The 13965-nt window shown below is 41.7% G+C and carries 11 protein-coding genes; 1 reads left to right on the forward strand and 10 read right to left on the reverse strand.

Annotated features, from left to right (window positions below; genetic code table 11):
- Positions 1 to 30 precede the first annotated feature (30 nt).
- The 5 genes from AC0YOD_RS25630 to AC0YOD_RS25650 all read right to left on the reverse strand — a co-directional run bounded on the left by AC0YOD_RS25630 (position 31) and on the right by AC0YOD_RS25650 (position 6187).
- Positions 31 to 435: a MerR family transcriptional regulator gene (locus AC0YOD_RS25630; protein ID WP_475802182.1), complete on the reverse strand. Its 405-nt coding sequence runs from the start codon at positions 433 to 435 to the stop codon at positions 31 to 33.
- A gap of 141 nt (positions 436 to 576) precedes the next feature.
- Positions 577 to 1455: a carbohydrate ABC transporter permease gene (locus tag AC0YOD_RS25635; RefSeq protein WP_475802183.1), complete on the reverse strand. Its 879-nt coding sequence runs from the start codon at positions 1453 to 1455 to the stop codon at positions 577 to 579.
- 21 nt (positions 1456 to 1476) lie between these two features.
- Entirely contained in the window at positions 1477 to 2280 is an 804-nt protein-coding gene (locus AC0YOD_RS25640) for a carbohydrate ABC transporter permease (protein WP_475802184.1), read from the reverse strand.
- A gap of 152 nt (positions 2281 to 2432) precedes the next feature.
- On the reverse strand, positions 2433 to 3776 hold the full coding sequence (locus tag AC0YOD_RS25645) for an ABC transporter substrate-binding protein (RefSeq protein ID WP_475802185.1): 1344 nt from the start codon (positions 3774 to 3776) through the stop codon (positions 2433 to 2435).
- Between the two features lie 575 nt (positions 3777 to 4351).
- Positions 4352 to 6187, reverse strand: a complete 1836-nt coding sequence (locus AC0YOD_RS25650; RefSeq protein WP_475802186.1) for a UbiD family decarboxylase — start codon at positions 6185 to 6187, stop codon at positions 4352 to 4354.
- Positions 6188 to 6418: 231 nt separating this feature from the next.
- Here AC0YOD_RS25650 and AC0YOD_RS25655 point away from each other — a divergent pair, with 231 nt between their 5' ends.
- Positions 6419 to 7060: a cupin domain-containing protein gene (locus AC0YOD_RS25655; RefSeq protein WP_475802187.1), complete on the forward strand. Its 642-nt coding sequence runs from the start codon at positions 6419 to 6421 to the stop codon at positions 7058 to 7060.
- A gap of 57 nt (positions 7061 to 7117) precedes the next feature.
- Here AC0YOD_RS25655 and AC0YOD_RS25660 read toward each other — a convergent pair whose 3' ends face one another.
- The 5 genes from AC0YOD_RS25660 to AC0YOD_RS25680 all read right to left on the reverse strand — a co-directional run bounded on the left by AC0YOD_RS25660 (position 7118) and on the right by AC0YOD_RS25680 (position 13642).
- Positions 7118 to 8752, reverse strand: a complete 1635-nt coding sequence (locus AC0YOD_RS25660) for a response regulator (protein ID WP_475802188.1) — start codon at positions 8750 to 8752, stop codon at positions 7118 to 7120.
- A gap of 2 nt (positions 8753 to 8754) precedes the next feature.
- Positions 8755 to 10506, reverse strand: a complete 1752-nt coding sequence (locus AC0YOD_RS25665) for a sensor histidine kinase (RefSeq protein ID WP_475802189.1) — start codon at positions 10504 to 10506, stop codon at positions 8755 to 8757.
- Positions 10507 to 10551: 45 nt separating this feature from the next.
- The gene (locus AC0YOD_RS25670; RefSeq protein ID WP_475802190.1) at positions 10552 to 11367 is read right to left on the reverse strand and encodes a carbohydrate ABC transporter permease; all 816 of its coding nucleotides are present in this window, start codon (positions 11365 to 11367) and stop codon (positions 10552 to 10554) included.
- Complete coding sequence (locus AC0YOD_RS25675; RefSeq protein ID WP_475802191.1) at positions 11364 to 12245, reverse strand: carbohydrate ABC transporter permease; 882 nt, start codon at positions 12243 to 12245, stop codon at positions 11364 to 11366. The genes AC0YOD_RS25670 and AC0YOD_RS25675 overlap by 4 nt, the downstream gene beginning before the upstream one ends.
- Positions 12246 to 12337: 92 nt before the next feature.
- Entirely contained in the window at positions 12338 to 13642 is a 1305-nt protein-coding gene (locus AC0YOD_RS25680) for an ABC transporter substrate-binding protein (protein ID WP_475802192.1), read from the reverse strand.
- Positions 13643 to 13965: the final 323 nt, after the last annotated feature.

The raw sequence follows: 13965 nt of genomic DNA on the forward strand, positions 1-13965 counted from the left end.
TTACAACCTGTAGTAAGGTACAAGGTCAACCTACACATTCATATTTAGCATTTGCAGCGTCATCTGTACATCGGGATGTTTATCCGCAGCTTGTAAGTTTCTTTTGAGATCCGCAAGCTGTGTAAGAGTTTTCTCCTGGCTTAACATAATCGAATGAATTTCTCCCATCTTCTTGTCAATGACCGCAATAAAATCATCAAGAGAGATAGCACCCTCAGGCTTAGATAGCGCCTTTTTGATTTCCTTCAACGAAAAACCGCAATACTTAGCATTTTTTATAAAAGCAATTCGACTCAAAACCTCTTCGGAATAAATGCGATAGCCAGCTTCTGATCGTATAGGTACTGGAATCAATCCTTGATTTTCATAATATCTGATTGTTTCTATATTTACATTAGCCATTTTGGCAATTTGTCCACGTAAATATCCCGTCACTCCGAGCACTCCTTTCGCAAAACAACTACAATAATTTTACATTAATCCAAGACGGAAGTATGTAAAAAAAGGGAAAGGGACTATTTTAGAGGTTACAATAACCACTAAAATAGTCCCTTTACTGTTTCATGCTTAGATTGACTAGCCCTTAATAGCGCCTTCAGTCAATCCTTTCTCAATAAACCGTTGAATAAACAGGTAGATAACTAATACTGGGATGACCGTCAAGGAAACAGCACTTGCCATAAGTCCAAAATCGGTTCCGTATTGTGAACTAATTTCATTTAACAATGCAACGATTGGGCGTACATTTTCTTTGTTTACAAAAATCAAAGAGGAGAACAAATCGTTATAAGCCCATAAGAAAACGAAAATACTTGCTGATGCGAATACGGGTCTTGAGACCGGTAAAAATATTTTCGTAAACATATTATATCGGTTACAGCCGTCAATAAATGCTGCTTCCTCTAAATCCTTCGGAATGGTGGCCATAAATCCGGCAATAACCAGAGTAGCAAAGGCTAGATTACCAGCGGTTTGAGGCAATATCAGTCCTAGGTACGTATTAACCAATTTCCATTTTATAAGCAATTCATAAACGGGAACAATCGTCGCAAATGTAGGAATCAATAGTGTTGCGACAAGAATGGAATAAATAATGTTTCTACCGCGGAATTTAAATCGTGCGAGAATATAAGCAGCCAAACCACCAAATATTAAAACCAATAAAACGGTGCTTATGGACATGATCAAGCTATTCATATAGCTTTGTCCCATATTGATTCGGTTGAATGCATTTGTATAGTTCGTCATGACTGGACTTGAAGCGATAGAAAATGAGTTATTCATAACATCTCTAGAAACTTTAAAGGAGTTGTTCACGACCCAAAATAATGGATAAATCGTTGTTAAAGCCCATAAGGATAAACAAATATAAACAAAAATATCGCTTAATCCAAAACCTTTTTCTAATTTCATTTTTTTCACCTTACGATTATTCATATTAATTTGTTGTTGCATTGTCGGTCCCCCCTTTCCCAGTTAGTAAGTAACTTCTTCATTTTTCAACAACCGGTTTGTAATAACTGATAAAATGACGCCGAAAACAACAATATAAATAGCTATCGTTGAGCCGTAACCAAAGTTCAAATCAATCATCGCTTTTTTGTACATATACGTTCCAAGCACTTCTGTACCATTTTGTCCACGTGCCAATATCCAAATAAAATCAAATACCTTCAATGTCCCAGTAATGGCTAAGATCATAACGACTTTAATATCACTCATGATAAGTGGAATCGTAATAGAAGTCGTCTTCTTAATGCCTGAGATACCTTCCATTTTCGCTGCTTCGTAGAAATCTGAAGGGATTTTGGACATTGCTGTAAGGAATAAAATGAAGTAAAAACCAACATAATGCCATACTGTAGGAACTGCAATCGCCTTTAAGGCACCCGATTCGCTTAACCATAGAACTTTATCTAACCCAAGATTAGCTAATGCTCCATTTAATAAACCGAATTGATAGTTGTAAATGAGTACGAACATCAACGAAATCGCTGCGCCGGAGATGACGATTGGAAAAAAGAAAACAGTCCGGAAAAAGCCTTTTCCCCATCTGAGACTATCAACCATAACCGCTAATACTAGAGCTATACCAACTTGAAAAACAAGAACATAAAGCATAATTTCCAATGTGTGTAGTGTTGCTGCACCTAATATTTCATCCGAAAACATCCGTTTGTAGTTCTCGAATCCAACGAATTTTTTCTCAAAAAATCCTTTTGTCCGAAAAAAGCTTAAATAAATACTTTTTAGAAACGGATAGTAAATGAACGTTGACATTAAGACCGCAGCTGGTAACAAAAACAAAAATATATACTTCTTATCGCCCTTCATACTATCACCTACGGTGTAATTTATTTTTGAATCTTGAAATGATTTCGCCGCCCGTTCTAACTAGGGCGGCGAATATCATTGGCGGTTTAAAAATTTAATTATTTATTTTCGTCTTCGATCTTCTTAGCAGCTTCAAGTGCTTCTTTAGCTGTTTTTTCACCAGTTACAACTGGTTTAATGAATGAACGAATAGTTGTGAACGTTTCAGGAGCCATTTTACCGTCAACTGCAGAGCTGATTGAATTAGCTTTGGATACCATTGCAAATCCATCAAGCGCTACTTGTGGTTGACCAGTGATTTCTACATTAAGAGCAGCAGGTGAACCGCCATTTACTTGAGCGATTGCTTGGATGCTTTCTTTAGATGTAACATGTTTCAACAATGCAATTGCAGCGTCTTTTTTCTTAGCATCGTCAAATGTTTTTTGTGCAAGGTAGAAACCTGAACCAAATCCACCTACGATATCATTACCAGAACCAACGCCACCTGGAGCTACAGGGAAAGGAAGTACTGTTGAGTTAGCTTTAACATCATCAGACATACCGCCGATTGCCCATGAACCTTCGATCAGCATTGCTGCAAGACCTTCATAGTAGTAGTTTTGTGCCATACCAAGATCGATTGTTGCTGCATCTTTAGGGAATGCGCCAAGCTCATAAAGTTTTTTCAGACCGTTCAAACCAAGTTCCCAGTTTGGATCGATATCGCCAGTAAGTGCTTTAGATTGGCTTTCTGGACCAGCAGCAGTCAATACTGCATGCTCGATTAGGTAGTGAGATTGGTCAAATGGTGCGGAGATAGGAATAATGCCTTTAGCAGCAAAAGCTTTAACAGCTGCTTCTAGTTTAGCCCAATCAGTTGGAAGCTCGATGTTGTTATCAGCGAAAAGTTTTTTGTTTACGAACATACCTTCATAGTAACCAGTTACAGGAACAGCATAGATTTTGCCGTCTGCTTGTGTTACCAAGTCAAGTACAGCTGGGTTCAAGCTGTCTTTCCAAGTTGGGTCTGCAGCCAAGATGTCATTCAATGGAGCTGTTTTGCCAGCGTTTACAATGCCTTCAGCATCTTTACCGATGAAGTAGAACGTCAGGTCAGCTTCGTTGCCGCTGTTCATGTCTGTGTTCACTTTTGTTCTGAAGCCGTCATCATTTGCGGACATTACATCATTTTCAATTGTTACATTTGGATTTTTATCCGTGAAGTCTTTAAGGATTTTTTCGAATGCAACTTTAGCAGGGTCAGTACCGCCGAAAGTTGAGAACACGCGTAGTTTAACTGGTTCAGCAGGAGCTTTTGTCTCTTCTACTTTTGGAGCGTCCGTTTCTTTCGGTGCGTTAGTTGCTGCACCTTTGTTTCCGTTGTTGTTTCCACCACAAGCGGACAAGATCAATACGAAGACAAGCGATAGAGCCAAAAGTACTTTTTTGCTTCTTACCATTTTTGTTAATCCCCCTTAAAATAATTGGTTTTGAAGAATAATATTTCGTCTTGCTAATAAAAATTTTAGGTTAATTCTATTGTCTTTTCAATGGGATAAATGGCAAAAACAGGGGAAGATATCTCTGAAAACGGGGGTAAAAATATGTAGATTATGCTCTCGAGGGGTAAAAAAAACTTATCGCATTTGCACTAAAATGGACCCTGTTAATCTTCTATCCTCACTATTTTTCATTAATTGGATATTTAAGAAGTAATTTCTTATTAAATCTCTCAAAAAGAAATTTTTCGAAAAAAAACAATAACAAAGTAGCATTTAAATAGTTCCTGAGCATCATGACTAGAGTTGTTCACTTATGAGGTTTTTAAAGGATTAGCGGAGATATAATCATGATATTCCAGTGAGAGGGGTAAAAAAATCTTGAGCAAAGGACAAAATCATACACAGAAGGAAAATAAGAAATGTCTTCTTTCGAGGCTTAAAAGGCCAATCGCCAGCATTAGAACAAATGCTGGCGACGCAACCCATCAATATGGAAAATGGCTTTAAACCTATTCGGTTTTGCCTTAGAATTCCTACAGCAATTTAACTCCGCCCAAACTAGCACCTTTAACAAAAAATCGCTCAATGTTCTTCTCAACAACCGGATCGGGAATTAAAGGCGGCGCTTGATGAGGTTTGATTCGCGCATCAATAATGACATTATCACAAGCCCAATGCTTATTCTCATAACGGCTGTTCACGCCATAAATATCATGTGAAGGATTGCTCCTTGTGAAGGTAGCCCATAGAAAATTATTGATCGTCTCGCTGATAAAACTGCTGTCATCGCCGATAATAATCATCGGACAAGAAGGAATGGAGCCTCTTTCTTGAATTGCGTCACTTAATTGTTTCATTTCTTGCTGTGCGCTCTCGTAATCTGTAAAGGCAGATCCCTGAATGACCACCACACCCGGCATAACCAAGCGTGCATTCGGATACCCCTGTATCTCTTGCAAAGCTACCGGCACTTCTTTGCACAATTCCCTTTTCTTATCTCCATATGCCGCAAAAACGACCTTGCTGCCGCTATTCAATCCCGTTCCGGAATAATCAAGCGTATCAATTGTCGTATTGGTATAAAAATGAATGTCTCTTTGAAGATTGATGCGCTCCAAAATATATGCTAAAAATTCGACTTCATGATGAGAGTCCAGCGGCTGCTTGTCTTCTGCAGTAATAAATAAATACTTGGCTAAGCTCAGCTGTCCCGTTCCTAAAATACGATTGGCGATGGTCAGAAGCTCAGCCGGCTGTTTGACCTGCTGATAGGGCGTATAACGCTCACTGCCAATTGCGAATAGCAACGGATGCACGCCCGCTGCGTCTATAGCATGTACTTCTTTTACGCCAGGTATCTCCTGCTTAATTGCATCACCTGTTAGCTCATGAATGAGCTGACCGAATGACGTATCCTCTTGCGGAGGCCTGCCCACAACGGTAAAAGGCCATATAGCACCTGGTTTGGCGTATACCTTATGCACCTTCATCACAGGGAAAGGATGAGTAAGACTGTAATAGCCGAGATGATCGCCAAAAGGTCCCTCCGGCTTTGTCTCACCCGGATGAATTTCGCCAGTTATGACAAAATCAGCGTCATTGCTGATGCAGAAACCATCGACATAGCTATAACGAAATCGGCGTCCTGCAAGCATTCCCGCAACGGTCATCTCACTGAGGCCCTCCGGCAAAGGCATAACTGCCGCGAGTGTATGTGCAGGAGGCCCGCCAATAAAACAGCTTACTTTAAGCGGAAGTCCTTTTTTGTTCGACTTGTCCTGATGAACGCCGATACCCCGATGAATCTGATAATGCACGCCTATTTCTTTGTTGGTTTCATACTCGTTACCATTCAGTTGAATACGGTACATCCCTAGATTGGAATTCATAATGCCTGGTTTATCCGGGTCCTCTGTATATACCTGGGGGAGCGTGACAAAAGCACCACCATCCATAGGCCAGCTTTGAATAAGCGGCAAATCGGATATGTTAATTTCTTGATGAGCAACAGGGAGGCTGCTGCTCTTCTTGACCGGCAGAGCTTTCCATGCAGTAAGTCCTGTTTTTACATGTTTAAATGGTTTTTTTAAAGCTTTTATTGGATCGTTACGAACTGCCATAACACTTTGGACGGAATCCCAAGTACTTCGGAAAATAAATCTACTGCGCTCAACTGTTCCAAAAAGATTGGATACGGCTCTGAATTTTGAGCCTTTAACATTTTCAAATAATAAAGCAGGTCCTTTGGCCTCATAGACCTTCATGTGGATAGCAGCCATTTCTAGATAAGGATCAACCTCTTCTTTGATCCGCACCAAATGACCATTCTTTTCTAAGTCAATTACACATTCTTCTAGATTGCGATACATTTAAATTGCTCCAATCTCCACACCATTTGGTGGCTGCTTATTCTCTGTAATGGATAATCTTTCGTCCTGTTCAACATGTATACTGATATTGTACATGATGCACCCTGCCGGCGGAAGCTGCGAAAATAGTAAAACGGTGACGATTAAATAAACCCTTCACTTTCTGATGGAAAGAAACATATGATACGTTACAGGTCAAATGCCTATTAGTTATGAAGGGTAGGAACTAAAGTGACGGCTTCTTATATGGATTTCACTTCACCATCCGTACAATTTACTTATGATTTAAGAAATAACCAATTTTTCAAAAAAGATAATTGGAATTATATTAATGGTCTTTCCATTAACGAGCTCAATACGTTAGGGAATGTGTCTTTATTGGATATTTTTCTAAGCACAGGCAACGTTATCGAGCCCCACACTCATCAAAATGCTACAGAATTAGTTTACTGTGTTTCAGGCGCAGCTGTTGTCTCCATGGTTAATCCATTTTCGAAAGAATTGCTCAGTTTTCCAATTCAACCCGGCCAAGTCGCTAATGTCCCTCAGGGCTGGTGGCATTATGAAGTAGCAACCACCGATCAAACCCATTTAATAGCCATATTTGATGCTCCAGTTCCGCAATTCATAGGCGGATCTGATCTATTGCGATTAACGCCTGCGAGTGTATTCGCTCATACGTACTGCCTCAATGAAGCAATGGTCAAAGAAACTCTAGCACCTATTACGGACACTGTCGTCATCGGACCGCCTAACAATTGCAAGCCCAATCAGACTCGGGAAATTCCATTTCCGCCAACTTATCCGCAGCAGCAAAATTATGAGTTTCCACGACAGCAGCCTGTTATCGGCAACGGATGGGGATATAGGTAAATATCAAAAAAAATGGAGTGCAAAACTGTTGTCAGTTTGCACTCCATTTCCAATACCTCATAGATTCATGTTGCGATATTCTTGCGGCGTAAAGCCAAAATGTTTCTTAAACAGCTTGATAAAATAATGAGGGTTCTGATAGCCAATTTCAATGGAGATCTCATATATTTTCCTTGTACTTGTTTGAAGCAGCATGACTGCCTTCTCCATTTTCAATCGACTAATATAGTCGCTGATATTCTCCCCGGTTTCAAGCTTGTATAGTCTCGATAAGTACGCTGGATGCATATTAAGCACATCAGAAATCGTCTGGACAGAGAGATCACCTGACAAATGAGAAATAATAAATTTCTGAGCTTCCTTCACGGCAGCCGTTTTAGCTGTCCTCGTCTCATTCTGCGCACTAAGCCGAAAGATCTCCAGTACATTCGCCGTCCATTCCTTCAAGTGCTTTACTGTTTTCGCAGGCAGCAGTTCCTTTCCTCGGACATACTCATCCCCTATAAGATCGGCAAGACTATGTCCCCTCTTATGCGCAATATAAGAAAACGCGGAGAAAATGGCGAAGAATGCTTCTGTCAATTGCTCCGACGAATCATGCCAATCCGTCTCCAGCTCCATCATGACACTATCCAGTTTCGTTGATACGGCTTCCCAATGACCAGCCTCCATAAGATGAACAAAGAGTGGCGGCTCATAGAGTGACACTAGCGTGCCTATTGTCGCCATTTCATTTCGACCGGCAATGTATACAGGCAAGTCTTTGTCGTCACCGAACCGTTTGCCAAATAAAAGCAGCAGATTATTATATACCTTCATGATTTCGTCTGGAAAACGTCCCCCATGTCCCGACATAACGGAAATCGGCTTGTTCAAGTAACGCTGGACATTCATTTGAAATTGATTGACGAGTCGATTCAAATGATTAAGCAGCATCCCCTCGTTACTTTCTTCTTCATGGGAGTCTCGCTCCAGTTTCGGGATTAAGACGAAAGCTAGATATTCGTGAACGTCTCTACAATACCAACTATTAAAGTGATCCTGAAACGTTTCCTTTGCCAAGTTGGCAATCGCGTACTCCATCAACGAAACCTCAAAGGAATTGTAATCGGACAATTGACTTTTAAAGCGGACCAGCATCATATATACATCCTGGCCGATTTCTACGGATACCTCGAGCAGCTTCAGCTGCTCCTTTAACTTAACTTCCTGCATCCGCGTGCCGTTTAGCAAGTTTTGAAGCAGCTCAGCTTGGATTTTCGGAAGGTGGTGCCGCATAGCTGCGATTGCCCGGCTATAGTTGTCTTCATTTTTCTTCTCAGCTTTAATAGTCTCAACGACACTGTTAATCCCAGCAATGAGCTCCTGATCATCGACTGGCTTGAGCATATAGCCTTGAATATGATGCTTAATAGCAGCCTGAGCATATTCAAAATCAGCGTGAGCGGTCAACAACAAACATTTGATATGCTTCCAGTACGTATAGATGCGCTGAACGAGCTCTAGTCCATCCATTTCTGGCATGCACACATCGGTGATCACAATATCAATTTCATAAGAGTTTAGCACGTTTAGAGCTTCAGCAGCTGAATAGGCTTTATGGACCGTATCGATGCCAATGGATTGCCAAGGAATCGTCTCTGCGAGCGTATCTGCCACACTCATTTCATCATCAACCAGCAACAGCTGCATCGTTATTTCTCTCCTTCCGAAACACCTGTGTGCGAGTCATTCCATCGGATCATTACTCGGAGTCCTCCAAGCGGTGAATGGGCAAAATGCAGCCCTGCCTCTAGACCGAACTGATATTGCAACCTTTGATGAACATTCCACAAGCCGAAGCCTTCTCCTACTTCAACAGGTCGATTTACCTTCAACTGAAGCTTGTGTATGGTTTCCTCGGATATTTGCTTCCCATTGTCATCCACGGTAATAGAGCAATTATCGCCCTCTCGTTCTCCAGTTATCTCGATAATGCCATACTGTCCGAACTTTTCTATACTATGAATAATCGTATTTTCAACGATTGGCTGAATTAATAAGCGCGGCACCCGAAGGCTGCGCATATTTTCAGGTATGTCCATTTCATAATGGAAACGTTCCAACCGTAGGTTCTGAATAACCAAATAATTATCAATCAGGTCAAGCTCCTCTTGCAGTGTTGTCATTGTATGCTCTAGCTTCGTAACATAACGATAATAAGCGGCTAAGTTCATGATCATGCTATTGGCAGCTTCTTTATCGTTGACAGCGATCATGTTTTTGATGAAAAACATACTGTTGGACAAGAAATGAGGATTGATTTGTGCTTGAAGATGCTTGAGCTGTGCGTCGCGAAAGCGAATGTTAACGGCAAAGACCTTTTCTACGAGCCGCTGGATCTCATCCGACATTTGATTGAATTTCTGAAATAATAAACCAAACTCGTTTTTTGGCTTGTAACGAATTCGGAATGCGTATTCACCCGTTTCGATTCTTTTCATTCCGCGCAATAGCATCGTAATCGGCAATTGTACATTTCTATATTGGAATACTGCAGCCAATAGACCTATGAGCATCATAACGATGATGGTCACATAGAAAAAATTTCGACTCATTCTGATAGGCGCCAGCACCTGTTCCAGCGGAGAATAATTGACCGCATACCACCCTAGGCTAGTTGAGTAGACATAGTTGACGAAATAAGATTGTTTATTAATATTCACGATACGATAGCCCTGCTCGCTTGGAGGCTCCTTGTCCAAAGCAACAATAATTTGATCTAACAATGCCGAGTCGCCAGCTTCGGTATCATAAATCGGATCGAACCCTTTTTTGTAAAAGAGGGAATTACCGATCTCGTCATGAGAAAAATCACGCAGCAATTTAATAAGGTCACTTTGCAGAAAGCGAACCTCAACCACCGTCTCCGCAGCGGTAATGCTTCGATTTACAAGGAGAGGGTTCCACAGCAGCTTCGAGAAATACTGTTCTCCACTTTTAATCGGATGATAAACCCAGCTCTCGCCCGTATGCTTGCTCATTTCCTTTAAATACGTTTCATCATAAATGCCAAAATAATCACTAGATATGGCTTGGCTTATTTTCGGATAATAAATGGTCAATCGGTTAGGCAAACTGCTCATAGCGCTAAGAAGACTCAACTTTCTAATGAAATCCTCCTGCGCTTGCAGCCTCTCGTATGCATCCGGACCCGTGCCCACGCTTCCCATTTTCCGATTGCTGGGATCTCGGCTTATGACAATAGACATAACAGAAAGCTGATTCACGGTATTGTTTATCTGCTCTCCAAAAAAAGAAAGGCTCTTCAATGCTTTCGCTTGAAGCTCCTTCTCCATGACTTTATCCGATATTTGATTCGTGTAGCCGAATAGTATGGCAAGCGGCAACAACACGATTATGATCAAAAGGACAGTTTTGCTGAACGTATTCCAACCGTTAAGCATGGCCCGCTTCTCCTCATTCCTGTTTATCTGCATTGTAACGATCTATTATCCTTTTACAGCACCTGCGGACAATCCGCTTACTACGTATTTCTGAGTGAATATGGCAATTATAATCACTGGCAGCGTAATGATGCAAGCGGCAGCCATAAGTGCGCCCCAGTTAATGGAGGTGTTCGCCATAAAGTTGTAGATCGCAAGAGGAAGCGTTTTCGTTTTTTCGCCTGACAATACAAGCGAGAACATAAAGTTGTTCCAAGAGAAAATAAATGCAAGCAAGGACGAGGTAACGATACCTGGTAGTGAAACGGGCAGCACCATTTGATAAAAGGTACGTACCTTGGAGCAGCCATCGATCCATGCTGATTCCTCGACCTCTTTCGGAAATTCCTCGAAGAAAGGAATCATGACCCACATAATGAATGGCAAGCCAATAACCATATGTGCTAGGATCATACCGCCAAAGGAGTCAATTAAATGCATTTTATTGAATAAAATATACCATGGAACCAAGTATGTGATGCCTGGAATGATTTTAGCAACAAGAATCGTTAACGCAAAATATGGCATTTTGTATTTAGCAATACCATATGCAGCTGGTAAACCGAGAACAAGTGAACCAATTGTCGATACCGTCGCAATAACGAGTGTATTCCATATGAACTTCATGTAATCATACTCTTGGAACACCGATAAATAGTTTTTGAATGTCGGTTTGAAAAAAAACATATGATCCGGCGACAATACCTGCACCTGAGTCTTGAAGGATGCGGCGAGCATCCATACAAATGGAAAGAGGAACAGCAGCAAAATGATAAAAATTAAGGTTACGGAACTTGTTTTTGCAAGTTTTGACGGTCTCATATGCGGTCCCCCTGCCTTTTGCGAATAGACGTCAGCACAAGAATAACGGATAGAATAAGGACAAAGAAAATGACGAGCAATGCAGATGCTGAACCAAGCTTAAAGTTCTGGAAGGCTAAATCGTATACTAAAATATTAAGTGTCTGAGAAGCGAAGTTCGGGCCGCCTTGCGTTGTTGCGTAGATGGTATCGAACGTCTTGAGCAAATCAATAACACGAAGCGTAACAGCCGTAATGATCGTTGGTGTTAATAGCGGAAGCGTTATATAGCGCAGCTTCTGCCAAGCATTCGCGCCGTCAACCTCGGCTGATTCGTATGGATCTGTCGGCAAGGAAGCTAACCCTGCAATAACGATAAGTGCGACGAATGGTGTCCATTCCCATACATCAATGAGAATGAGTGATGGGATTACTTGAGTAACCGAGCCGAGCCATTCCTGTGTCTCAATACCAAGACCCTTTAGCATTTGGTTAGCGAAGCCAATCGAAGGCTCATAAATAAGAAGCCACACCAAAGCAATAGATACCGGAGTTGCGACCATAGGCAGCATCATTACCGTTTTTACGATACGGCCGCCTTTAAATTTACGAGAGAATAAAATCGCAATTCCGACGCCCAAGACCGTTTCCAGTACAAGGCTGACAGAAGTATGGTAAAAGGTCACTTTCAGTGCATTCCAGAATCGATGGTCCTTGAATAGTGCTACATAATTGTCTAGTCCTACATATTTGGGCGGGGTAACAGCGGACATACTCCATTCGAAGAAGCTGAGTCTTCCTGTATAAAATAGCGGATAAGCAACCATAAGAAGAATAAATAGAACGGCTGGCAAAGTAAAAACCCACTTGAGATGGCGATCAATCCAATTCATGATCATGATACCGACTCCTTTCCATTCTGCATGCTTAAGCTGTTTGTCGGTAAAGGGGCAAACCGGCGTATACCGGCCTGCCCGCATTTATAAAGGATTTATTTCTTATTATCGTTGTCGATAATGGCTTGAAGCTCTTTGTTTGCGGCATCCGCAGCTGCCTTAATGTCTTTGCCCAGCATAGCTTGTACAACAACGCCACCAACTACGTCACGAGCTTCTGTTACACTCATTACTTGCGGTACGCTGTGATCAACACCAATACTCATTGTTTTTTTGATAGCTTCCGCAAGATCAGCAGGGAATTTCTCAATACCCTCTGGAGATGCCCAGACGGAATCACGCGCACCCGGTACACCGCTCTGTTGAATGCGAAGCACATTTTCTTTGTTTGTAGACCATTCCATAAATGCCCAAGCAGCATCCTTCTTCTCTGATTTCGGATTCATAGCCAGCGCCCACGCAGCAATCGCATAAGGCTTCTGACCAGCTGAACCTGCCGGGAATGGAGCAAACGCAACTTTATCAGCGACAAGTGATTTCTCTGGATCAGTCGTATTGTTATAAAGGGCAGAAGCATCTACATAAAATGCTGCTTTGCCTTGTGCGAACAATGCTGCAGCCTGCGGCCAACCCATGTTGAGCGCGCCCTTCGGTCCATAATTTTTCAATAAATTAGCATACATTTCCATACCGCGAATCGCTTCAGGTGTATTGATTGCTGCTTTGCCATCGACGATAAAGTCCCCGCCTTCGGAATAGATGAAGGAGGCTGCTGCCGACACAAGCGCATTGCGTTGACCTCGTGATACGAAACCATAGAAGTCATTTGCTGGATCGTTTAACTGCTTCACCGCTGCTTCAAACTCCGTCAAAGTGGTCGGTACGGGTATATTATTTTTTTCCAAAAGATCCTTACGGTAATACATAACGAATTGATCCGTCCAAAGCGGTATTGACATCAGCTTGCCATCTACCATGCTCCCGTCTACGGAAGCTTTAGAGAAGTCGTCGAATGCATACTCACCGTTTTGATTAGCGTAGCTGTCAAGAGGTTCCGTCCAGCCGTTTTTGTCATAAAGAAGCTTTTCCATAAATGGGCGGTAAGTAAATACGTCAGGCGTTCCCGCTCCAGATGTGAATTGAACGGCAAGCTTCTGTTGAAGCTGCTCTTCCGGAAAAACCTGCAGATCCACATCAATACCAGTAGCATCCTCAAATTCACCAAGTGAAGCCTTCATCCCGTCTGTCCAAGGATGACTCAGAGCAAAAACAGTCAATTTCTGTCCTGCATAAGGCTTGTCCTCAGATGGCTCTGCTGCCTCTTTATTTCCCCCGCATGCTGTCAAAGCCATTGTCATTGCAAGAACTAACCCAACCAAACCGCGCTTCTTCAGTTTCATCATGTTGAATCCCCTCTCGGCTAATCGTTTTTGTATATGCTTTCATTGTAAATTGATGTCCTATCTAAACCCATAGCAAATATTCAAGTATTATATATCAAATTTTGATTTTTCTTGGTTTCCCCATTTTTCATGCAATCAAAACAACAAAAAAAACCACTTCCGAAAAAGTGATTTTCATGCCGATAAGCAATGCTATAATACCTTTTCCTTGCTTTTTTTATCATCGGGTTCTGGAGCATAATGAAACAACGTGCAGAAACAGCTTCTGCATTGGTCAAATGTAAGTTTGCAAGAAACTCTCCCAGACTCTCAGCATTATA

Source organism: Paenibacillus sp. J31P13, assembly GCF_056269295.1.